The sequence below is a fragment of the Ewingella allii genome (genome assembly GCF_044430645.1).
Taxonomy (GTDB): Bacteria; Pseudomonadota; Gammaproteobacteria; order Enterobacterales; family Enterobacteriaceae; genus Ewingella; species Ewingella allii.
On sequence record NZ_JAWUDN010000008.1, the window covers coordinates 203,367 to 226,694 of the forward strand.

Annotated in this window: 19 protein-coding genes; 14 read left to right on the forward strand and 5 right to left on the reverse strand. The window is 53.4% G+C overall.

Going from position 1 to position 23,328, the window contains the following annotated elements; all coding sequences use genetic code 11:
* The first annotated feature begins 130 nt into the window (after nucleotides 1-130).
* From mlaF to murA, 7 genes are all read left to right on the forward strand, one after another.
* Nucleotides 131-934: a phospholipid ABC transporter ATP-binding protein MlaF gene (mlaF, locus tag SBO83_RS17310; protein ID WP_034786714.1), complete on the forward strand. Its 804-nt coding sequence runs from the start codon at nucleotides 131-133 to the stop codon at nucleotides 932-934.
* A 15-nt stretch (nucleotides 935-949) separates the two neighbouring features.
* Nucleotides 950-1,732: a lipid asymmetry maintenance ABC transporter permease subunit MlaE gene (gene mlaE, locus SBO83_RS17315; RefSeq protein WP_034786715.1), complete on the forward strand. Its 783-nt coding sequence runs from the start codon at nucleotides 950-952 to the stop codon at nucleotides 1,730-1,732.
* A gap of 3 nt (nucleotides 1,733-1,735) precedes the next feature.
* The gene (gene mlaD, locus SBO83_RS17320; RefSeq protein ID WP_353500772.1) at nucleotides 1,736-2,284 is read left to right on the forward strand and encodes an outer membrane lipid asymmetry maintenance protein MlaD; all 549 of its coding nucleotides are present in this window, start codon (nucleotides 1,736-1,738) and stop codon (nucleotides 2,282-2,284) included.
* A 39-nt stretch (nucleotides 2,285-2,323) separates the two neighbouring features.
* A complete protein-coding gene (mlaC, locus tag SBO83_RS17325) occupies nucleotides 2,324-2,956 on the forward strand; it encodes a phospholipid-binding protein MlaC (protein WP_353500773.1) in 633 nt (210 codons plus the stop codon).
* A complete protein-coding gene (gene mlaB, locus SBO83_RS17330) occupies nucleotides 2,953-3,246 on the forward strand; it encodes a lipid asymmetry maintenance protein MlaB (protein WP_353500774.1) in 294 nt (97 codons plus the stop codon). Before mlaC ends, mlaB begins: the two co-directional genes overlap by 4 nt.
* Nucleotides 3,247-3,438: 192 nt before the next feature.
* Entirely contained in the window at nucleotides 3,439-3,693 is a 255-nt protein-coding gene (gene ibaG, locus SBO83_RS17335) for a BolA family iron metabolism protein IbaG (RefSeq protein ID WP_034786719.1), read from the forward strand.
* A gap of 68 nt (nucleotides 3,694-3,761) precedes the next feature.
* Nucleotides 3,762-5,021, forward strand: coding sequence for a UDP-N-acetylglucosamine 1-carboxyvinyltransferase (murA, locus tag SBO83_RS17340; protein ID WP_353500775.1), 1,260 nt, complete (start codon nucleotides 3,762-3,764; stop codon nucleotides 5,019-5,021).
* Nucleotides 5,022-5,122: 101 nt separating this feature from the next.
* Here murA and degS read toward each other — a convergent pair whose 3' ends face one another.
* The 3 genes from degS to zapG all read right to left on the reverse strand — a co-directional run bounded on the left by degS (nucleotide 5,123) and on the right by zapG (nucleotide 8,242).
* The gene (gene degS, locus SBO83_RS17345) at nucleotides 5,123-6,193 is read right to left on the reverse strand and encodes an outer membrane-stress sensor serine endopeptidase DegS (RefSeq protein ID WP_353500776.1); all 1,071 of its coding nucleotides are present in this window, start codon (nucleotides 6,191-6,193) and stop codon (nucleotides 5,123-5,125) included.
* A gap of 126 nt (nucleotides 6,194-6,319) precedes the next feature.
* Entirely contained in the window at nucleotides 6,320-7,687 is a 1,368-nt protein-coding gene (gene degQ / locus SBO83_RS17350) for a serine endoprotease DegQ (RefSeq protein ID WP_278877592.1), read from the reverse strand.
* Nucleotides 7,688-7,840: 153 nt separating this feature from the next.
* A complete protein-coding gene (gene zapG, locus SBO83_RS17355) occupies nucleotides 7,841-8,242 on the reverse strand; it encodes a Z-ring associated protein ZapG (protein ID WP_353500778.1) in 402 nt (133 codons plus the stop codon).
* 258 nt (nucleotides 8,243-8,500) lie between these two features.
* Between zapG and zapE the strand changes: the two genes are divergently transcribed.
* The 6 genes from zapE to SBO83_RS17385 all read left to right on the forward strand — a co-directional run bounded on the left by zapE (nucleotide 8,501) and on the right by SBO83_RS17385 (nucleotide 13,971).
* The gene (zapE, locus tag SBO83_RS17360; protein ID WP_396132359.1) at nucleotides 8,501-9,631 is read left to right on the forward strand and encodes a cell division protein ZapE; all 1,131 of its coding nucleotides are present in this window, start codon (nucleotides 8,501-8,503) and stop codon (nucleotides 9,629-9,631) included.
* 287 nt (nucleotides 9,632-9,918) lie between these two features.
* Complete coding sequence (rplM, locus tag SBO83_RS17365; RefSeq protein WP_013577239.1) at nucleotides 9,919-10,347, forward strand: 50S ribosomal protein L13; 429 nt, start codon at nucleotides 9,919-9,921, stop codon at nucleotides 10,345-10,347.
* Nucleotides 10,348-10,363: 16 nt separating this feature from the next.
* The gene (gene rpsI / locus SBO83_RS17370; RefSeq protein WP_013577238.1) at nucleotides 10,364-10,756 is read left to right on the forward strand and encodes a 30S ribosomal protein S9; all 393 of its coding nucleotides are present in this window, start codon (nucleotides 10,364-10,366) and stop codon (nucleotides 10,754-10,756) included.
* Between the two features lie 367 nt (nucleotides 10,757-11,123).
* The gene (gene sspA / locus SBO83_RS17375; RefSeq protein ID WP_034786725.1) at nucleotides 11,124-11,765 is read left to right on the forward strand and encodes a stringent starvation protein SspA; all 642 of its coding nucleotides are present in this window, start codon (nucleotides 11,124-11,126) and stop codon (nucleotides 11,763-11,765) included.
* A gap of 3 nt (nucleotides 11,766-11,768) precedes the next feature.
* The gene (sspB, locus tag SBO83_RS17380) at nucleotides 11,769-12,269 is read left to right on the forward strand and encodes a ClpXP protease specificity-enhancing factor (protein ID WP_396132360.1); all 501 of its coding nucleotides are present in this window, start codon (nucleotides 11,769-11,771) and stop codon (nucleotides 12,267-12,269) included.
* Nucleotides 12,270-12,552: 283 nt separating this feature from the next.
* Nucleotides 12,553-13,971, forward strand: a complete 1,419-nt coding sequence (locus SBO83_RS17385; protein WP_396132361.1) for a family 1 glycosylhydrolase — start codon at nucleotides 12,553-12,555, stop codon at nucleotides 13,969-13,971.
* 66 nt (nucleotides 13,972-14,037) lie between these two features.
* Here SBO83_RS17385 and SBO83_RS17390 read toward each other — a convergent pair whose 3' ends face one another.
* Both SBO83_RS17390 and gltB read right to left on the reverse strand, forming a co-directional pair.
* Nucleotides 14,038-15,456 carry a glutamate synthase small subunit gene (locus tag SBO83_RS17390; RefSeq protein ID WP_396132362.1) on the reverse strand — a complete coding sequence of 473 codons (1,419 nt, stop codon included), beginning with the start codon at nucleotides 15,454-15,456 and terminating at the stop codon, nucleotides 14,038-14,040.
* Nucleotides 15,457-15,465: 9 nt separating this feature from the next.
* Nucleotides 15,466-19,923: a glutamate synthase large subunit gene (gene gltB, locus SBO83_RS17395; RefSeq protein ID WP_396132363.1), complete on the reverse strand. Its 4,458-nt coding sequence runs from the start codon at nucleotides 19,921-19,923 to the stop codon at nucleotides 15,466-15,468.
* Between the two features lie 870 nt (nucleotides 19,924-20,793).
* On the opposite strand from gltB, the gene arcB reads away from it, so the two are divergent.
* Complete coding sequence (gene arcB / locus SBO83_RS17400) at nucleotides 20,794-23,133, forward strand: aerobic respiration two-component sensor histidine kinase ArcB (protein WP_396132364.1); 2,340 nt, start codon at nucleotides 20,794-20,796, stop codon at nucleotides 23,131-23,133.
* Nucleotides 23,134-23,328 lie beyond the last annotated feature (195 nt).

A 23,328-nucleotide genomic window follows, 5' to 3' on the forward strand; every position in this document is an offset into this window, starting at 1 on the left:
AGAAAAGTAAATCAATGGCAACTTTAGTGACGCAAACGCGGTAAGTTTTTGTAAAAATACCGGAGTTATGCGCTGATCCCTCTAACATCAGGGGTATCGTAAGCTGAAACAGTCCGAAGGGATAAACTGAATGAGTCAGAGCCAATCGAATCTGGTCGAGATCAAAGGCATGAGCTTCATGCGCGGCGATCGTCCCATTTTCGAAGAGATAAACATGACGGTGCCACGCGGCAAAGTCACTGCCATCATGGGGCCATCGGGGATCGGGAAAACCACCTTGTTGCGTCTCATTGGCGGCCAGTTAGCACCAGACAGTGGTGAAATCTGGTTCGACGGGGAAAATATCCCTGCCTTATCACGCAGTAAGCTCTACGAATCACGTAAAAAAATGAGCATGCTGTTTCAGTCCGGTGCATTGTTCACCGACCTCAATGTGTTTGAAAATGTCGCCTTCCCGCTGCGCGAACACAGCAAGCTGCCCGAAGAGCTGCTGCGCAGCACTGTTACCATGAAGCTCGAGGCCGTTGGCCTGCGCGGGGCAGGGGAACTGATGCCGGCGGAGCTGTCCGGCGGTATGGCGCGTCGCGTCGCCTTGGCTCGCGCCATCGCGCTTGATCCCGAACTCATCATGTTCGACGAACCTTTTGTCGGCCAGGATCCTATCACCATGGGCGTCTTGGTGAAGCTGATTGATGAGCTTAATCATGCACTTGGTGTTACCTGTATTGTCGTGTCGCACGACGTTCCCGAGGTCCTTAGCATCGCCGACTATGCTTATATCGTGGCGGCTCAGCATGTTATTGCGGAAGGAACGACGGAGGAATTGCAGAACAATCCTGACCCACGCGTCCGCCAGTTCCTGGACGGCATTGCGGATGGTCCGGTGCCTTTCCGGTTCCCAGCGGGTGATTATAAAACCGAGCTGCTTGGATGATGGAGTTGTATATCAATGTTAATTAAGGCATTAGCCTCAACGGGCCGCCGTGGCATTCAAACTTGCGCCTCTTTTGGTCGCGCCGGTTTGATGCTATTTCGCGCCCTGGTCGGTAAGCCGCAGTTTGCCAAGCAGTGGCCTTTGCTGCTCAAACAGCTGTACAGCGTGGGCGTGCTGTCACTGCTGATCATTTTGGTTTCAGGCCTGTTTATCGGCATGGTGCTGGGGCTGCAAGGCTACATCGTTCTGACCACCTACAGTGCTGAAGCCAGTCTGGGCATGATGGTGGCGCTCTCCTTGCTTCGCGAGCTGGGGCCGGTAGTCACGGCTCTGCTGTTCGCCGGGCGTGCGGGTTCTGCACTCACTGCGGAAATCGGCTTGATGAAAGCCACCGAGCAGATCTCAAGTCTGGAAATGATGGCAATTGACCCACTGCGCCGCGTTGTCGCGCCGCGCTTCTGGGCCGGGATGATCTCCATGCCTCTGCTCACCGCCATTTTTGTCGCGGTGGGGATTTGGGGCGGCTCTCTGGTCGGCGTTAACTGGAAAGGCATCGACAGCGGCTTCTTCTGGTCCGCCATGCAAAGTGCAGTAGAATGGCGTCATGACCTGCTCAACTGTTTGATTAAAAGCGTAGTTTTCGCTATTACCGTGACCTGGATTGCGCTTTTCAATGGTTATGATGCTATCCCAACTTCGGAAGGGATTAGCCGGGCAACGACTCGTACCGTGGTGCATTCGTCTTTGGCGGTGCTGGGATTAGATTTTGTGCTGACAGCACTGATGTTTGGGAATTAATCGATGCAAACGAAAAAGAGTGAAATTTGGGTTGGCGCATTTTTGATAATCGCCCTGTGCGCCGTGTTATTCCTTTGCCTCAAAGTGGCGGATATTCGTTCGATCGGTTCAGAACCGACTTACCGTATCTCTGCCACCTTTGACAACATCGGTGGCCTGAAAGCGGGCTCTCCGGTGAAAGTGGGCGGCGTAGTGGTTGGCCGTGTTAGCGCCATCACCCTCGATAAAAACTACTCGCCAAAAGTGGAAATGGATATCGAGCAGAAATACAACCAGATCCCGAGCACCAGTACCTTGGCGATTCGCACATCTGGCCTGCTGGGCGAGCAATTCCTGGCCCTGAACATTGGTTTCGAAGACCCAGAGATGGGAACGACTATCCTTAAAGATGGCGGTTCAATTCAGGACACCAAATCAGCTTTAGTGCTGGAAGACCTTATCGGCCAATTCCTGTACAAGAGCGGTAACGATGGTAAAGATGCGAAATCCGGTGACGCACAGGCTGCGCCAGATGCTGTATCAGCCCCACAACCTGCGGCCCCAAGTCATTAAGTAGTTTCCATCGCAAAGCTTTATTAAGAGGAGCACGGCATGTTTAAACGTATTATTTTGGCCACTCTGCTGGTGGTAATGGCACCCCTAGCCAATGCGGCAGTAGACAAGACCAACCCTTATAGCGTGATGAATGAAGCGGCGAAAAATACCTTTACCCGCTTGAAAACCGATCAGCCGAAAATCAAACAAGATCCAAACTATCTGCGTACCATCGTGCGTGAAGAGCTACTGCCTTTCGTGCAGATCAAATACGCGGGCGCTCTGGTGCTAGGCCGTTACTACAAAGATGCGACCCCAGCCCAGCGTGATGCGTACTTCAAAGCGTTCGGCGACTACCTGCAACAGGCTTACGGTCAGGCGTTGGCGTTATACCGCGACCAGACCTATCAGGTACAGCCTGAGCAGTCTTATGCCGGCCAGCAAATCATCGCTATCCGCGTTACCATCATCGACCAGCACGGCCGTCCGCCGGTTCGTCTTGATTTCCAATGGCGTAAAAACAGCCAGACTGGCGATTGGCAGGCTTATGACATGATTGCCGAAGGCGTAAGCATGATCTCTACCAAGCAGAACGAATGGGCAGACATCTTGCGCCAGAAAGGCATTGATGGTCTGACTGAGCGTCTGAAACAAGCCGCTGCGCAGCCAATCACTCTGGATCAAAAATGAAAGGCCAACTGAGCTGGGAACATCAACCACCGCGCCTGATTTTGCGCGGTGAGTTAGATCGCGAAACCCTGCTGCCATTATGGAACCAGCGCCTGACTCTGATGGCGGGCGTTAACACTGTGGATGTTGCTGGCCTTGAGCGCGTTGATTCTGCCGGACTGGCGATGCTGGTTCACCTGCGTGAGCTGGCAGAGCAGGGCGGTGGCTCACTCAGCGTGACCGGCATGACCGACCGTTTGAGCACCTTGATCGCACTCTACAATTTGCAGGACATTATTCCTGTTAACTAAATGTGCCTTCCATGCCGGATAAAATAAGGCAATAGATACCGTGAGTTAGCCTGAAGTCATGGCTAAAGCGGCCTCCATACCGACAAGCCCCTGTGCGAAACTCTCGAACAGGGGCTTTTTCATGGTTTAAGAGTTGGCCGGATCTCTATAAGATGTTCGGCTGTTATGATCTCTTCAGAAGAATCGATTGCTATGGACACTAACGAAATTAAAGACGTGCTGATGAACGCATTGGCATTAGATGAAGCTCACATTACTGGCGACGGTAGCCATTTTCAGGCCATCGTGGTCGGCGCCATGTTCGACGGCATGAGCCGCGTAAAAAAACAGCAAACCGTGTACGCCCCGCTGATGGAATACATCGCTGATAACCGCATCCACGCCCTTTCTATCAAAGCTTATACCCCTGAAGAATGGCAGCGCGATCGCAAGCTGAACGGTTTTTAAGCTGCTGGTTCATCCGGCAGTTCCGCAATATTTGAAATGAAGTTTTTGAAATTAAGAGAGTCGTCATAATGGATAAATTTCGTGTACAGGGTGGGACTCGTCTAAGTGGCGAAGTGTCTATCTCCGGTGCAAAAAATGCCGCACTTCCTATCTTGTTTGCCGCGCTTCTCGCCGAAGAGCCGGTTGAGCTACAGAATGTCCCGCATTTAAAAGACATCGACACCACCATGAAGCTGCTGGGTCAGCTGGGGACTAAAGTCGAACGTAATGGTTCGGTTTTTGTTGATGCACGCGACGTAAATGAATTTTGCGCGCCATACGACTTAGTCAAAACCATGCGCGCTTCTATCTGGGCATTAGGCCCGCTGGTTGCTCGTTTCGGTCAGGGGCAGGTTTCCCTGCCGGGCGGCTGCGCTATCGGCGCGCGTCCGGTTGATTTGCACATTAGCGGCCTTGAGCAACTGGGTGCCAAAATCGTGCTGGAAGAAGGCTATGTGAAAGCTTCTGTCGATGGCCGCCTGAAGGGCGCTCACATCGTGATGGACAAGGTGAGCGTAGGCGCGACCGTGACAATCATGTGTGCGGCAACCTTGGCTGAAGGCACCACCATCATCGAGAACGCGGCGCGTGAGCCTGAAATCGCGGACACTGCCGGCTTCCTCAACGCCATCGGTGCGAAAATTACCGGCGCAGGTACCGACAAAATCACCATCGAAGGCGTGAAGCGTCTCGGCGGCGGTGTTTACCGCGTCGTGCCTGACCGTATCGAAACCGGCACTTTCCTGATTGCAGCTGCTATCTCTGGCGGTAAAGTGGTTTGCCGCGATACTCGCCCTGACACGCTGGATGCCGTGCTGGCAAAACTGCGTGAAGCAGGTGCTGATATCGAAGTGGGCGAAGATTGGATCAGCCTCGACATGCACGGTAAGCGCGCGAAAGCCGTAACGCTGCGCACCGCCCCGCACCCGGGCTTCCCGACTGACATGCAGGCGCAGTTCAGCTTGCTGAACCTGGTTGCCGAAGGTACCGGCGTTATCACCGAAACCATCTTCGAAAACCGCTTCATGCACATTCCTGAGCTTATCCGTATGGGTGCTCACGCTGAGATTGAAGGCAGCACCCTGATTTGTCACGGTGTTGAGCAGCTGTCTGGTGCGCAGGTAATGGCGACCGACCTGCGCGCTTCGGCGAGTCTGGTACTGGCGGGCTGTATTGCGGAAGGCGTGACTATCGTTGACCGTATTTATCACATCGATCGCGGCTATGAGCGTATCGAAGATAAACTGCGCCAGCTGGGTGCAAAAATCGAACGTGTGAAAGGCGAGTAATTACGCCGTACTGCCCGCCATATCCTGTCGGGCCACCCATAAAAAAGCCGGAAGATTGAATCTTCCGGCTTTTTTTTATCGCTCTGGTTTTTATCGCCCGATCAATGCGACGGGTATTCCTGAATGGTGACCTGTAGAGCAATCTTCTTGCCGTCGCGCATGATCTCAACCGGGATAACCGTGCCAGGGCGAATCTCTGCGACCTGGTCCATGGTCTCAATGGCCGATACCGCCGGTTTGCCGTTCACGCTGACAATCACGTCGCTCACCACGATACCCGCGTTGGCCGCCGGACCGTTTGGCGTCACTTCATTAACGATAATGCCCTGAATTCTATCTAAACCGGTATTTGGCCCATGCAGAGGAGAAGCCTCGCGCCCGCCGATACCGATATAACCACGGATCACCCGACCATCGCGGATAAGCTTGCCCATGACTTTGGTGGCCAATGCGGTAGGGATGGCGAAGCCGATGCCCTCTGGCGTCGCGCCATCATTGCTCTGGTCGAAGGAGAGGGTGTTGATACCTACCAGTTCGCCCAGTGAGTTCACCAGCGCCCCGCCCGAGTTGCCCTGGTTAATAGAGGCATCGGTTTGCAGGAAGTTTTGGCGACCAGACGGGCTTAAACCAATACGCCCCGTGGCGCTGATAATCCCCTGCGTCACGGTCTGACCAAGGTTATAAGGGTTGCCAATCGCCATCACGATGTCGCCCACGTGAGGCACCCGCTTGGCGTTAATCGGAATGACCGGCAGATTAGTACCTGCATCGATTTTCAGCACGGCCAGATCGGTGAGGGTATCCGAACCGACCAGCAGGGCTTCAAACACGCGCCCATCCTGTAATGCGACGATGATTTGGTCAGCATTATTGATAACGTGTTTGTTGGTCAGAATGTAGCCTTTGTCATTCATGATGACGCCCGATCCCAGAGTGCGGATCTGCAACTCGCTTTGCGAGTTGGCTCCCATATTACGGTTATAAACGTTAACTACCGCAGGGGCTGCGTGACGCACGCCTTCGTTATAGCTGACCGGCTGTTGGCTATTTTCAGTGAAATTATGCTCAAACAGCGGCTGGGCGATATTTTTACGCAGCATAGGCACCGCGGCCAGCAAAATACCGGCAACAATCAGTCCAATAACGGCGGATCGCAATAACTTAACTAGCATGAGTGTCTGGAATGGTGGTTGAAATATGTCAGAAGGATAGCATGAGTTAATCGGACGCAGCACTGGCTACGTCCGATTTTCAGAGGTTTACGGCATTAACGGCGGTTTTCAGCCAGCAATGACGATTTAAGGCATCAACAAATAGATGTTCTGACCTTTGCGCTGCACGCTAAGCGCAATTAACGCGGGCTTGGTTTCAAGGATTTTGCGCAATGCTGCCAGATTGTCCACCGCTTCGCGGTTAACGCCGACGATCACGTCATCCTTCTGCAAGCCGATTTGGTCAGCCGGAGAGCCTTTCTTCACGTCATCGACCCGAATACCTTTGGCGGTTTTAGGATCAAGATCGCTTAAGGTCACGCCCTGCAGCGCCGGGTTTATCTTATCGATGCTGGTTTCCACCGTCGGGCTCTTATCTAGCGTGACATCCACATTCATCGGCTTGCCTTCGCGCAGCAAACCAATCTGCATGGTGACGCCCGGACCGGCAGTTCCCACTTTGGCACGCAGTTCGGCAAAGCTGCTTAGCGGTTTGCCTTGCAGGGTGATCAGCACGTCGCCAGCCTTGATACCGGCTTTTGCCGCTGCGGAATCCGGCAGAACTTCATTGACGAAGGCACCACGCTGGCTGTCCAGTTTGAAGGCTTTCGCTAGTTCCGGAGTCATTTCGCTACCGCGAATACCCAGCAGGCCGCGTTTCACTTCGCCAAACTTAATCAACTGAGCGCTGAGGTTTTTCGCCATGTTCACCGGAATGGCGAAACCAATGCCGATGCTGCCGCCCTGCGAGGAGAGGATCGCGGTATTGATACCGATAAGCTCGCCTTTCAAGTTAATCAGCGCGCCACCGGAGTTACCCCGGTTAATTGAGGCATCGGTTTGGATAAAGTTTTCCAACCCTTCCAGATTCAAGCCACTGCGCCCCAGCGCAGAGATAATGCCGGACGTCGCGGTTTGACCCAGACCGAACGGGTTACCTACGGCAACAGCGAAGTCGCCCACGCGCAGCGCGTCGGAGTCAGCCATGGCAATTTGGGTCAGGTTTTTGGCGTCAATCAGCTGAATCAGGGCGATATCGGACTGATCGTCTTTGCCAATCAGCTTCGCATCATATTCACGGCCGTCGTTGATCTGCACTTTGATCTTGTCGGCGTTGTTAACCACGTGGTTGTTGGTCAGTACATAGCCTTTGGCGGCATCAATAATGACGCCAGAACCAAGGCCTTCAAAAGCCTGACCGCCCTGATCTTCCGTTGGCGCCTGTGGGCCGAAGAAGAATTTAAATTCAGGGGGAACGTCGTTGCTGGCAGGCGTGGTGCCAGTGACCTGCACGCTGACCACGGCGGGCAGCACTTTTTCCAGCATTGGCGCCAGACTTGGCAATGCCTGACCGTCTACCGCAACGGGAATACTGGCGTTCGCAACAGGAACAGAAGCGAAGGTTAATCCGAGACTAATGGCTAATGCACTGAGTAAAAATGACTTTTTCTTCATCAGGATAACTCTCTCGCTGTCTGTTAGAGGCTCGAAACGGTATAGAGATTACTTATAAAAGAAGACGGGCTTGAAGTTGGCGCGGCGACGCCGATGTCGGCGCGCCGCGAGTTGCCCGCAACGATGAATAGCGTCGCGGAGCAAGGTAGAGCGTTATTTACGACCAGTGCGCTCACCGCGCAGCAGGCCTGATGCACCGTCTGAGTAATCGCGTGGCATCTCAACCGGCGCCTGATCGTTATCTGCCTCTGAACCCGTCAAACGGTAATTGAACGGATTGTCATGGGCCGGCATATCTGGCAGTAAATTGTTCGAGCTTTTCGCCATGTGCTGATACAGCTGGCGATAGTCGGTGGCCATATTGTCCAGCAGCTCAGCGCTGCGGGCGAAGTGGCCAGTGAGTTCCTGACGATACTCTTCGAGTTCTGCTTTGCTTCTCTCCAGCTCGTTTTGCATCACTTGCTGATCGCGTAATTTACGATTGCCAAAGCGCATCGCTACCGCACCAACGGCGATACCGACCACTAATCCAATGAGCGCATACTCCCAGGTCATAATGACTCCTATTTTAACTTCGTTGTTCCGTAGGGCTTTTTCACGCAATGGTTTTAACGTAAATTCAACATACGTTTCGACCCGTATAAGTCCACTATAACCGTTTACCTTGTCTGAGTGGAATCCTAGGCGAACAATCACCAAAGGAAAGCGGTTTTTTCACGAGCAGACGGATGATAAAAGCGGCGAATAGGCATTAAATCTGCGCATAACCTCCGCGAAATACTGAAAAATATTTTCTCAGGGACGTTGAACCACATGCAACCCATTACACCACTGACAGTATATAAGAACGCATTATCGGCCGGTGAGTTCCAACCAGATGATGTTCAGCTTGCCGCCGTCACGCGATTAGACGCTATTTATCACGCGTTAAATGCTCAAGCTGGTGCTGCGCCAGTTTCACCTTCAGCCCGGCCGGGCTTATTGGGAAGACTGTTCGGCAAAAGCGTTCAAAAGAGCCCGCAGAGACCAGCCCAGGGATTATATATGTGGGGCGGGGTAGGGCGGGGGAAAACTTGGCTGATGGATCTGTTTTTTCAGACACTTCCCGGCGATCGCAAGCTGCGTTTACATTTTCATCGCTTCATGTTGCGAGTTCACGAGCAATTAACTGAGCTACAGGGCAAGGAAGATCCGCTGGAAATCATCGCCGACGGCTTTAAAGCCGAAACGGACGTGCTGTGCTTCGACGAATTTTTTGTCTCTGACATTACCGACGCAATGCTGCTGGCGACCCTGCTTCAGGCGCTTTTTGCCCGGGGTATCACGCTGATTGCCACTTCGAACATTCCTCCGGACAACCTTTACCGTAATGGCTTGCAGCGTGCGCGTTTCCTGCCTGCGATTGATTTAATTAAAGAGTATTGCGACGTGATGAACGTGGATGCGGGTATCGATTACCGCCTGCGAACGCTCACCCAGGCCAATTTGTGGCTTACGCCGCTACAGCCTGATACTCAGGTCGCGATGCAGCACATGTTCGACAAACTCGCGAGCCAAGAGGGGGAAGTCGGCCCTGTGTTGCAAGTGAATCACCGCCCGCTACAGGCGATTGCCTCCGGCGACGGGGTGCTGGCGGTGGAGTTCCACACCCTGTGCGAAGAGGCCAGAAGCCAGCTCGATTACATTGCGTTGTCGAAAATCTACCACAGCGTGCTACTGCACAACGTGCCGGTGATGGGCGTGAAAGATGAAAACCCGGCCCGCCGTTTTCTGGCGCTGGTGGACGAATTCTATGAGCGCCACGTTAAGCTGATGATTTCCGCCGAGAAGCCAATGTTCGAGATTTATCAGGGCGAGCGGCTAAAATTTGAATACCAGCGCTGCCTCTCGCGATTGCAGGAGATGCAGAGTGAGGAGTACCTCAAGCGCCCGCATCTTCCCTAAGTTGCTTGGTTTAATGGGTGAAAAAAGAATCGGTTGCGAAATCTGCGTTTTAGTCAAAAAAGGGTTCGATCTTTGTGGGCGACTTCTCTATAATCTTGCGACCCCACGTTACTACGAAGTTTTTTTCCCGAAACTTTATAAGTGCCGGCATTGGCTATTCGAAGGGGTAGGTTTGCTGGACGATGGTCGTGTGAACCTCCAATACTTATTTTATGAACTTCGGCTCATAAAAACATATAGGCGTTAGGGTGTTCGCCAACGTGTAACTTTAATTGGGTAAGCTTTTAATGAAAACTTTTACAGCTAAACCGGAAACCGTACAACGTGACTGGTTCGTAGTTGACGCAACCGGCAAGACTTTAGGTCGCCTGGCCACTGAACTGGCTCGCCGTCTGCGTGGCAAACATAAAGCGGAATACACTCCGCACGTTGATACTGGTGATTACATCATCGTTCTGAACGCAGAAAAAGTTGCTGTTACCGGCAACAAGCGTAACGACAAGATTTATTACCATCACACCGGCCACATCGGTGGTATCAAGCAAGCGACCTTTGAAGAGATGATCGCTCGCCGTCCTGAACGCGTGATCGAGCTCGCGGTTAAAGGCATGTTGCCAAAGGGCCCGCTGGGTCGTGCAATGTACCGTAAAATGAAAGTTTACGCGGGTAACGAGCACACTCATGCGGCGCAACAACCGCAAGTTCTTGACATTTAATTCGGGATTATAGGCAATGGCTGAAAATCAATACTACGGCACTGGTCGCCGCAAAAGCTCCGCCGCTCGCGTTTTCATCAAACCGGGTAGTGGTAACATCGTAATTAACCAGCGTAGCCTGGAACAGTACTTTGGTCGTGAAACTGCCCGCATGGTAGTTCGTCAACCTCTGGAACTGGTCGACATGGTTGAGAAATTTGACCTGTACATCACTGTTAAAGGTGGTGGTATCTCCGGTCAAGCTGGTGCTATCCGTCACGGTATCACTCGTGCACTGATGGAATATGACGAAAATCTTCGTGGCGAACTGCGTAAAGCTGGCTTCGTTACTCGTGATGCTCGTCAGGTTGAACGTAAGAAAGTCGGTCTGCGTAAAGCACGTCGTCGTCCTCAGTTCTCCAAGCGTTAATTCTTTCTGCTTCGGCACAAAGAACAGCGTCAAAAACCCGGTGCTTCACCGGGTTTTTTTATGTCTGAAATTTGCGTAATGCCTCAACAAATTGCCTTCTGACACACATTTCACCACGAAATCCTCCATCCCGTCCCCACAGACCGGTCAAAATCTGGTAAACTATCACACACTTTTGTGCCTGTTCGCCGAGCAGTTCCCGTTACCGCACTCTATGGCTAGGGTTTACCTTGCCAACGTTTATTGAAGAAACTAGAAGCGAAACTACGGAGCGAGACTGCGGGCTGGTGGTGAAGATGACTGTTCAGGATATAAGCCTGACCAGTTGGCTATTCGCAGATTATTCTAGATAAACTTGGAGGTTTTCATGGCTGTCGCTGCCAACAAACGTTCGGTAATGACGCTGTTTTCCGGCCCGACCGACATTTTTAGCCATCAAGTACGCATCGTACTGGCGGAAAAAGGTGTTAGCGTCGAGATCGAGCAGGTGGATATGGATCACTTGCCGCAGGATCTTATTGACCTCAACCCATATCGCACCGTTCCAACGCTGGTCGATCGTGAGCTGACTCTGTTTGAATCACGTATCATCATGGAATACCTTGATGAGCGTTTCCCGCATCCTCCATTAATGCCGGTTTATCCGGTTGCTCGTGGTGAAAGCCGTCTGATGATGCACCGCATCGAAAATGACTGGTACTCACTGCTGCGCCAAATCGAACAGGGTTCTGCACAAGAAGCTGACGCTGCGCGTAAGCAACTGCGTGAAGAACTGCTCGCCATCGCGCCAATTTTCTCTTACATGCCTTACTTCAAGAGCGAAGAATTCAGTCTGGTTGACTGCTATCTTGCTCCGTTGTTATGGCGCTTGCCTGAGTTGGGCATTGAGCTGTCAGGCGCGGGTTCTAAAGAGCTGAAAGGTTACATGACTCGCGTATTCGAGCGTGATGCTTTCCTGGCCTCTTTGACTGAACCAGAGCGCGAAATGCGTTTGCATACCCGAGGTTAAGTGATGGAGATGACTGACATGTCTCCGCGCCGTCCCTACCTGCTGCGGGCGTTTTACGACTGGTTGCTCGACAACCAGCTGACGCCGCACTTGGTGGTAGACGTCACCATGCCAGGCGTTATGGTGCCGATGGAATTTGCCCGTGATGGTCAGATTGTCCTCAATGTTGCACCCCGCGCCGTCGGCAACCTCGAACTGGGTAACGATGATGTTCGCTTTAACGCACGCTTCGGCGGTGTTCCTCGCAACGTTTTCGTGCCTATCGCCGCCGTGCTGGCGATTTACGCCCGTGAAAATGGCGCAGGTACCATGTTCGAACCTGAACCCGCTTATGACGCTGATGGTACCTTTGAGGACCACAGCGACGAAGGCGAAATGGCAGATTCAGCGCCAACCATGTCGGTGATCGACGGCGATTTGCCGGATGTCTCTGAAGAGAATCCGGATGATGAGCCACCGACGCCGCCTCGCGGTGGGCGCCCTGCACTTCGCGTGGTGAAGTAAGCGCGAATAGCATGACCACAACATAAACCCTGCATCTTGATGCGGGGTTTTTTTATGGCTGTTTTAAGCGGAGTTGCTGGGCCACTCTCTAAGTTGGTGATGGTTATCACAAAGCTTTCATCTGCCGCTGTTACTTGTTTACTCAGCAAAGTATCCCGACCATGCTAAATACTCATCACGACTGTGCATATATGGAGAGGATGGGTATGGACGAATTGAATGTTGAACACCAAGGCGTTGCTGCAATCATTGAAGGGAATCAGATGGCGGCGGAGGTGTTCGCATGAAGCTGAAACCACAGTTTTTATCTTTCCCACAGGACTTTTGGTGGGGCAGCGCCTGGTCGGCAGAGCAGGCGGAAGGTCGCGGTAACACGGGCAAGGGCCGCACTCAATGGGACATGTCCTGGGATAAATATCCGAATCGCTTTCACCACGGCATTAACACCGACGTCACCACCGACTTCTTTAATCGCTATCCCGAAGACATCCAGCTGATGAAGGAGACCGGGCATAACTCCTTCCGCATCTCTATCTCCTGGGCGAGAATGTTCCCGCAGGGCGATGGCGAAGTCTGTGCCAAAGCCATCGTTTTCTACCGCAAAGTGTTGGAAGAGTTGACCCAGCAAGGCATTAAGCCTTTTGTGAATCTTTTCCATTTCGACATGCCAGAAGCCATGATGCTCAAAGGTGGCTGGGAGAATCGCGAGGTGCTGGCAGCCTATGTCCGCTACTGCGACGTCTGCTTCCGCGAGTTTGGTGATTTAGTCTATCGCTGGTTTACCTTCAATGAGCCGGTTGTACCGGTGCTGGGCGGCTTTTTAGAAGACTTCCACTATCCTAACGTGGTTGATTTCAAGCGCGCCGCTCAGGTGGCGTTCACGACGGTTCTCGCCAGCGCCATGGCAGTCCGCGCCTTCAAGAGCCACGGTCTGAACAGCAAGATTGGCGTGATTTTGAATCTCAGCCCGAGCTATCCGCGCAGCGAAAATCCGGCCGACGTGCAGGCCGCGAAATACGCCGATCTGTTCTATAACCGCAGCTTCCTCGACCCATCAGTTAAAGGTGAGTTCCCGGCTGAACTTGTCGATGTGCTGAAGAAGCACGATCAGATGCCGGTAATTGAAGAGGGGGATTTGCAAATCATCGCCGAAAACACCGTGCAGATTCTGGGGATCAACTACTACGAACCTCGGCGAGTTAAGGCGCGGCTGACGGCGGTGGATCCGCAATCGCCTTTCATGCCGGAATGGTTCTTCGAAAGCTATGTGATGCCGGGACGCAAGTTCAATCCTTACCGTGGCTGGGAAATCTACGAAGAGGGGATTTACGATTTGTGCGTCGATATCCGCGACAACTACGGCAATATCGAAGCTTATATTTCGGAAAATGGCATGGGCGTGGCGGATGAAGAGCGTTTTATTCAAGACGGGCAAGTGCAGGACAGCTATCGCATCGGCTTTATCCAAAACCATCTGGCGTACCTACATCAAGCCATTAGTGAAGGCTGCAATGTTAAAGGCTACCACCTGTGGACCTTTATCGACTGCTGGTCGTGGTTGAATACCTATAAAAACCGTTATGGGCTGATTGCGCTGGACCTGAAGACTCAAGAGCGAACCATCAAGAAGAGCGGCGAGTTCTACAAATTGCTCAGCCAGAACAACGGCTTTGAATTTGAGGGGCTGTATACCCAGTTCTAGTCAGTCAGCGTTGAAGGCAAAAAAAAGCGGGGATGTTGCCATCCCCGCTTTTCATGTTGGTTACGCTTAAACTTCGAGATAGTTCATGATGCCGTCTGCCGCTTTGCGGCCTTCAGCAATAGCGGTAACCACTAAATCAGAGCCGCGCACGATATCGCCGCCAGCAAAGATTTTCGGGTTGCTGGTCTGGAAGGCGTTTTCGCTGCCTTCAGGTGCCACGACGCGGCCCTGAGTGTCCAGTTCGACGTCGTGTGATGCTAGCCATTCCATTTTATGTGGGCGGAAACCAAAGGCCATGACCACGGCATCGGCTTCCATCACATGTTCGGAACCCGCCACGATCTCAGCACGGCGACGGCCTTGGGCGTCTGGCGCACCAAGTTCGGTGCGTGCCATTCTCACACCACTGACGCGGCCAGCGCTGTTCAGTTCGATGCTCAGCGGCTGCAGGTTGAATTTGAATTCAACACCTTCTTCGCGCGCATTCTTCACTTCACGGCGTGAGCCCGGCATGTTCTCTTCGTCACGGCGATAAGCACAGGTGACGTGCGTTGCGCCCTGACGAATCGAGGTGCGCACGCAGTCCATCGCAGTGTCACCACCGCCCAGCACCACGACGCGTTTCTTCTCCATCGAGGTGTAAGGCTCATCAACGCTGTCGTCATAGCCCATCAGCTGCTTGGTGTTAGCAATCAGGAATGGCAGCGCATCGTAAACGCCCGGCGCATCTTCATTTTCCAAACCACCGCGCATGGACTGGTAAGTCCCCACGCCCAAGAACACCGCGTCGTACTCGGCCAGCAGGGCATCAATGGTGATGTCCTTGCCGACTTCGGTATTGAGTTGGAACTCGATACCCATTTCGGTGAAGATCTCACGGCGCTTGGTCATCACGGATTTTTCCAGCTTGAAGGCTGGGATACCGAATGTCAGCAGACCGCCGATTTCAGGGTGACGGTCATACACCACGGCCTTCACGCCGTTACGAGTCAGCACGTCAGCACAGGCCAGACCGGCAGGGCCGGCGCCGATAATAGCAACGCGTTTACCCGTAGGGTGGACATGAGACATATCAGGACGCCAGCCCATTTCGATGGCTTTGTCATTGATATAGCGCTCGATGTTGCCGATGGTCACCGCGCCAAACTCGTCATTCAGCGTACAAGAGCCTTCGCACAGGCGGTCTTGTGGACAAACGCGGCCGCACACTTCCGGCAGGCTGTTGGTCTGGTGAGCCAGATCCGCCGCTTCCATAATGCGACCTTCATTCGCCAGCTTTAGCCAGTTAGGAATGTAGTTGTGAACCGGGCATTTCCACTCGCAATACGGGTTACCGCAAGAGAGACAGCGGTCAGCCTGGGACGCGGCCTGAGTCGCTGAAAACGGCTCGTAAATTTCAACAAATTCAATTTTACGGATTTTCAGCGGTTTCTTTGGCGGATCTACGCGCTGTAAGTCGATAAATTGATAAACGTTTTGACTCATCTTGACCTCTTACTGCGCTTGTACCCGCAGCTCAGCTGCGGAACGACTACGGTGACCCAACAATGCTTTGACATCACTGGACTTCGGTTTTACCAGCGCAAACTTCGGCGCCCATTCCGGCCAGTTAGCCAAAATCTCTTCACCGCGTGTCGATGCGGTCAACTGTACGTGTTCGGTGATCAAACCGCGCAGATGCTCTTCATGGATTGCCAGCTCTTCAACATCAAGCACTTCAACCAATTCTGGGTTAACGCGTTTGCGGAATTCGCCATCTTCGTCCAGCACGTAAGCGAAACCACCGGTCATCCCCGCGCCGAAGTTGACGCCAGTACGGCCCAGCACGCAGACGATGCCGCCAGTCATGTATTCACAGCCGTTGTCGCCAATGCCTTCAACCACGGTGATTGCGCCGGAGTTACGCACTGCGAAACGCTCGCCCGCGCGGCCTGCAGCAAACATCTTGCCGCCTGTTGCGCCATACAGACAGGTGTTGCCGATGATGCTGGCTTCGTGGCTGCGGAACGCCGAACCTATTGGTGGGCGAATCGCGATACGGCCACCGGCCATACCTTTACCCACGTAGTCGTTAGCGTCGCCGGTTAACATCAGGTCTACGCCACCGGCGTTCCAGACGCCGAAGCTCTGGCCAGCGGTACCGTTAAAGTTGATGCGAACTGGGTCCGCCGCCATGCCCTGATCGCCATGCTTCTCAGCGATGGCGCCAGACAGCAGCGCACCCACGGAACGGTCGGTGTTACGGATATCGAAGAACAGCGGCTTGCTCTGTTTGGTCTCGATATGCGACGCGGCCTGATCCAGAATATCTTTGTTCAACTTGCCGTTGTCGAACGGCGGGTTGCTTTCGGTGCAGTACACCGCTTTGCCCGGGTGCGGCGTTGCAGTTTTCAGCAGCGCGGACAGGTCCAGTTTATTCTGCTTGGCGGTGAAGCCGTCAAGTTCCAGCAGCAAGTCAGTGCGACCAATCAGGTCAACCAACTGGCTCACGCCCAGCTCAGCCATGATTTCACGTGTTTCCTGAGCGATGAACTTGAAGTAGTTCGTCACGCGCTCTGGCAGGCCGTGGTAGTGGTTGCGGCGCAGTTTCTCATCCTGAGTGGCTACGCCGGTTGCGCAGTTGTTCAGGTGGCAAATTCGCAGGTATTTACAACCCAGCGCGACCATTGGGCCCGTACCGAAGCCGAAGCTCTCAGCACCCAAGATGGCAGCTTTGATAATGTCAGTACCGGTTTTCAGACCGCCATCCACTTGCAGACGAATCTTGTGGCGCAGGCCGTTGGCAACCAGTGCTTGCTGAGTCTCCACCAGACCGAGCTCCCACGGGCAGCCCGCGTATTTCACAGATGACAGTGGGCTTGCGCCAGTACCGCCGTCGTAACCTGCGATGGTGATGAGATCCGCATAGGCTTTCGCCACGCCGGTGGCGATAGTGCCTACGCCCGGCTCAGAAACAAGTTTCACCGAAATCATGGCTTTCGGATTGACCTGTTTCAGGTCGAAAATCAGCTGCGCCAGGTCTTCGATAGAGTAGATATCGTGGTGCGGTGGTGGAGAAATCAGAGTCACGCCCGGCACGGAGTAACGCAGTTTCGCGATGTACGGCGTCACTTTGTCACCCGGCAGCTGGCCGCCTTCGCCCGGTTTTGCACCTTGGGCAACTTTGATCTGAATGACGTCAGCATTCACCAGATAAGCCGGTGTCACGCCGAAACGACCAGAAGCCACCTGCTTGATGCGCGACACTTTATTGGTGCCGTAGCGCGCCGGATCTTCACCGCCTTCGCCTGAGTTAGAGCGACCGCCGATGCTGTTCATTGCTTCAGCCAGAGACTCGTGAGCTTCCGGGCTGAGTGCGCCGATGGACATCGCTGCGGTATCGAAACGGGTGAAAAGCCCTTCGGCTGGCTCAACCTGATCCACTGGGATCGGCTGGCCTTTTGGCGTGATCTGCAACAGATCGCGCAGGGCAGCAACCGGACGTTCGTTGACCAGTTTGGCGTATTGCTGATAGTCGCTGTACTCGCCGCTTCTTACTGCGGCTTGCAGCGTATTCACCACGTCCGGGTTGTAAGCGTGATATTCGCCGCCGTGGACGAATTTCAGCAGGCCGCCCTGTTCCAAGGTTTTACGCTTCAACCATGCGCGCTTGGACAGGTTTTGCAGGTCTTGCTCGAAGTCGCTGTAGCTTGCGCCACCGATGCGGCTCACCACGCCTTGGAAGCAGGTGTTGGACAAGTCTTTGTGCAGGCCTACGGCTTCGAACAGTTGTGAACAACGGTAAGAGGCGATGGTGGAAATGCCCATTTTGGACATGATTTTGTACAAGCCTTTGTTGATACCGTTACGGTAGTTCAACATGACTTCGCGATATTTCTTGTCGATGACCTGAGAGTCGACCAGCTTCGCCAGCGTTTCATAGGCGAGGTACGGGTAAACTGCCGTCGCGCCGAACCCAAGCAGCACGGCGAAGTGGTGCGGATCGCGGGCACTGGCGGTTTCAACAATGATGTTGGCGTCGCAGCGCAGGCTCTTCTCAACCAGACGGCGTTGCAGCGCGCCCACTGCCATTGGGGCTGGCAGAGGTAAACGGTTTGGCGCGATATTGCGGTCAGACAGCACCAGCAGCACGGCGCCGTCGCGCACTTTGCGCTCGCCTTCGTCGCAGAGTTTGGCGACAAAGGCTTCCATGTCTTGCTCGGCTGGATCGTAAGTCAGGTCCAGCGTGTCGGCGCGATAGTATTTGCTGTCCAGCGTGGTCAGCTGTTTAAAGTCAGACCACAGCAGGATTGGCGATTTGAAGCTCAGACGGTGCGCCTGACCTTCGGCTTCACAGAACACGTTCATCTCGCGGCCAATGCTGGTCGCCAGAGACATCACGTGAGCTTCGCGCAGCGGGTCGATTGGCGGGTTAGTTACCTGCGCAAACTGCTGGCGGAAGTAGTCATAAATAATGCGCGGACGGCTTGAGAGCACGGCGAATGGCGTGTCGTCACCCATGGAGCCGACGGCCTCTTGACCGTTCTCACCCAGCACGCGGATGATCTGATCCAGCTCTTCGCTGCTATAAGCGAACTGCTTCTGGAAGGTTTCCAACTGGGTATCGTCGAGTTCGCGAGTGCCCACTTCGGCGTCGGAGAGATCTTCAAAAGGCACCAGACGCTGAACGTTTTTCTCCATCCACTCTTTATACGGGTGGCGTCCCTTCAGGTCGTTATCGGTTTCTGCCGAGTGGTGGATCTTGCCGGTACGGGTGTCGATAACCATTAGTTCGCCAGGTCCGACGCGGCCTTTTTCGACCACTTCGTCCGGCTGGTAATCCCAGATACCCACTTCAGACGCGCAGGTGATCAGCTTGTCTTTGGTGATGACGTAGCGCGCAGGGCGCAGGCCGTTACGGTCGAGGTTACAGGCAGCGTAGCGGCCATCTGACATCACGATACCGGCCGGGCCGTCCCACGGCTCCATGTGCATGGAGTTGAAGTCGAAGAACGCGCGCAGGTCGTCGTCCATGTCCGGGTTCTGCTGCCAGGCTGGCGGCACCAGCAGGCGCATAGCGCGCAGCAGGTCCATACCACCGGCTAAAAACAGCTCCAGCATGTTATCCAGCGAGCTGGAGTCAGAACCTGTTTCATTCACAAACGGCGCAGCGTCTTGCAGATCGGGGATTAACGGCGTCTTGAACTTATAACCACGGGCGCGCGCCCACTGGCGGTTACCGGCAATCGTATTGATTTCGCCGTTATGCGCCAAATAGCGGAATGGCTGGGCCAGAGGCCAGCGCGGCACGGTGTTGGTGGAAAAGCGCTGGTGGAATAAGCAAATGGCCGATTCCAGACGCAGGTCTGCTAAATCAAGATAGAAACGTGGCAAATCGGCTGGCATACACAAGCCTTTATAGATGTTCACCACGTTGGAGAAGCTACACACGTAGAAGTCTTTGTCTTCAATACGTTTTTCCATACGGCGACGCGCCATGTACAGGCGGCGTTCCATATCGCGCGGACGCCAGCCCGCAGGGGCGTTCACGAAAATCTGTTCGATGCGAGGCAGGGAGGAGAGGGCAATCTCACCGAGAACGTCAGGGTTAGTCGGCACGTCGCGCCAGCCCACAACGGACAGCGTTTCGTTTTGCAGTTCTTCCTCAATAATGCGGCGACTTGCAGCAGCTTCTTCATCATCTTTGCTGAGGAATAACATGCCAACGGCGTAGTTTTTTGCCAAACGCCAGCCGCGCTCTTCTGCAACCATGCGGAAGAAACGGTCGGGTTTCTGTAAAAGTAAGCCACAGCCGTCGCCAGTCTTGCCATCGGCAAGGATTGCGCCACGGTGTTGCATGCGGGCCAGTGCGTGGATTGCCGTACGCACGACCTTATGGCTAGGTTCGCCTTCTATGTGGGCGATCAGGCCGAAACCACAGTTGTCCCTCTCGAGGGATTTATCGTACAACATATTAGTGAACCTCCCCAGGCTCTGCGAGACTCTCACACCTTTTGCGAGGGGGCTTTTAGACGGAGAGGGCTCACATTTCCACGCACTCTTGCGGTGCGTTGAATGCCTGAGTTTCTCGGCCAAAGGCCCCTCGTGACGGTTCTCACAAGTGGTGGTTGACTTGTTTTAATGAGGGAGTCTTCAATTACTGCATAAATATGACGAGTGATGCACCCGTCGAGATTGCTTCCAGCGGACTCCCAACTTAGCGAGAAAGCCTACACAGGTCAAATAGGTATTTAAGTTATATCAAAATGTGCATAAATTAGGTTATTGTATTGAAATAAAAGAACTTATTGGTGATTTTAAACCCGCATAGACGTTGCGGATAGGGGGCCGAAGTGTGAGCTGTCTCACTGTCCGGTAGCCACACTAACTATGCACCATGCTAGAAGAGACGATAATCGCAGTGTTTTATACTGCTAAAGGCCTGCCGCCTGTGCTTTGTGACTGTTTTTAACCAGACAGTAATAATGTACTAAGAGGGGGAGAATAATAAGAAATATTCATACAGCAAGAAGTGATTTTATTTGCAGTAATAATGAATAGTTATTCTTAATGTGAGTGATTCGCATTAAGGGGAATTTATGAAGAAAGGGCGGAATGACTGAGGATATTAGGGGCAAACCTGAATAGTTAAGGCGATCATTAATAATATCCCACAGCTTATTAGTCAATATCTGCACGAATTTAAACTCCCTTGCACCATCACCAGCCCTGTCTGGGTGCAAAGCCTGCAGCAATAGCTGGCTCGCGGTTCTGACTCATCTTCGCCTCATTTCCGAGCATTATGCGGTATCATTTAATCGTCTTCGTTTTTAGGGAATGGTTATGAAGCAAATCCGAGTGTTAGCCCAGTATTACGTTGATCTGATGGTCAAGCTGGGATTGGTACGTTTTTCTTTGCTATTGGCATCCGCGCTAGTGGTGCTGGCGATGATTGTGCAAATGGCCGTGACCATGCTGCTGCGTGGGCAGGTTGATAGCATTGACGTGGTGCGTTCAATCTTCTTTGGTTTGCTGATAACCCCTTGGGCGGTCTATTTCCTCTCGGTGGTGGTCGAACAGCTGGAAGAGTCCCGCCAGCGTTTGTCGCGCTTGGTCGATAAGCTCGAAGAGATGCGCCATCGCGACCTGACCCTAAATCAGCAGCTGAAGGACAACATCACCCAGCTGAATCAGGAGATCGCCGACCGTATCAAGGCGGAAGAAGCGCGTTTGGCCGTGGTCGACAAGCTGAAACTCGAGATGCACCACCGCGAACAGGCGCAGATTGAACTGAGCCAGCAATCGGCTCTGCTCCGCTCCTTCCTCGATGCCTCGCCGGATTTGGTTTACTACCGCAACGAAGACAAGGAGTTCTCCGGCTGTAACCGCGCCATGGAGTTGCTGACCGGTAAAAGCGAGAAGCAGCTTATTGGGCTAACCCCCAATGATGTTTACAGCCCGGACATTGCCGAGAAAGTGGTGGAAACCGATGAGAAAGTCTTCCGCCACAATGTCTCTTTAACCTACGAGCAGTGGCTGGTGTATCCCGACGGGCGCAAAGCCTGTTTCGAGCTGCGCAAAGTGCCGTTTTATGACCGAATTGGTAAGCGCCATGGCCTGATGGGCTTCGGGCGTGATATTACCGAGCGTAAGCGCTATCAGGACGCGCTGGAGAACGCCAGCAGGGAAAAGACCACCTTTATCTCTACTATCAGCCACGAGCTGCGTACGCCGCTTAACGGCATCGTGGGGCTAAGCCGCATTCTGCTGGACACCCATCTCAACGAAGAGCAGCACAACTACCTGAAAACCATTCACGTCAGCGCCATCACCCTTGGCAACATTTTTAATGACATCATTGAGATGGATAAGCTCGAGCGCCGCAAAGTGCAGCTGGATAACCAGCCGGTGGACTTCACCGGTTTCCTGTCGGATCTGGAAAACCTCTCCGGCCTGCTGGTTCAGCCTAAAGGCCTGAAGTTCGTGATGCAGCCCGATTTGCCGATGCCAGACAAAATCGTCACCGACGGCACCCGTTTGCGACAAATCCTGTGGAATCTGATTGGTAACGCGGTCAAGTTCACTCACGACGGCGAAATCGTGGTGCGCGTCCATCATGACGGCAGTGAGCATCTGCGCTTTGAAGTGCAGGATTCGGGAATGGGCATTCCGAAAGATGAACAAGAGAAGATCTTCGCCATGTATTACCAGGTGAAAGATAAGAACGGCGGCAAGCCTGCCACCGGCACCGGGATTGGCCTGGCGGTGTCTAAACGCCTGGCGCAAAGCATGGGCGGCGATATCACCGTGTGCAGCGAAAAGGGGCAGGGTTCTTGCTTCACGCTGAGCGTTATCGCGCCTACGCTTGATGAACCCGTCGCCGAGAGCGAAGAGGAAGAGGATCTGCCGCTGCCGGCGCTGAACGTGCTGCTGGTGGAGGATATCGAGCTGAATGTCATCGTGGCGCGCTCGGTACTGGAGAAGCTCGGCAACAGCGTTGACGTGGCAATGAATGGCCACGACGCACTGCAAATGTTCGATCCGGACGAATACGATTTGGTGCTGCTCGACATTCAGCTACCGGACATGACCGGGCTGGTTATCGCTCGCAAACTTCGTCAGGACTATGCCGGCCAGCATCTCCCACCGTTGGTGGCGTTGACCGCCAACGTACTGAAAGACAAGAAAGAGTATCTCGATGCCGGTATGGATGACGTACTGAGTAAGCCGCTCTCCGTGGCGGCGCTGACTGCCATGATCCAGCAGTTTTGGGATCATCAACCTGAAGAATTGCCTACTGAGGAAAAAACCGTGGTCGCAAAAGCTAACGAGTCAGTGCTCGATGTCGCCATGCTGGAACAGTACATGGAGTTGGTTGGGCCGGGGCTGATTTACCAGAGTGCGGATATGTTTGAGAAAATGATGCCGGATTATCTCGCGGTGCTTGATTCCAACATGGTCGCCCGCGACCAAAAAGGCATTGCGGAAGAGGGCCATAAGATCAAAGGCGCGGCCGGGTCGGTAGGGCTTAAGCATCTACAAGTGCTAGCACAGCAAATTCAAACGCCGACATTGCCAGCTTGGTGGGATAACGTTCAGGAGTGGATCGATGAGTTGAAGCTTGAATGGCGTAATGATGTGCGAATTTTACGTGAATGGACGGCAAACGCTGAAAAAAAATAACCCCAGCCTAGGCCGGGGTGCGCGAATACTGCGCCAACACCAGGGAAATCGTTAACCCGCGTTAATTCTTAGGGTTTTGGTTTCGCAGGTTTTGGTCAATTCGACGTAAAGTCTAATAGGGGTCAGTTTGGATATCGAAAATTATTGTACGTTAAGGCTATTTTTTGACCTTTCGACTTTAGCTGGTCTCAGCCG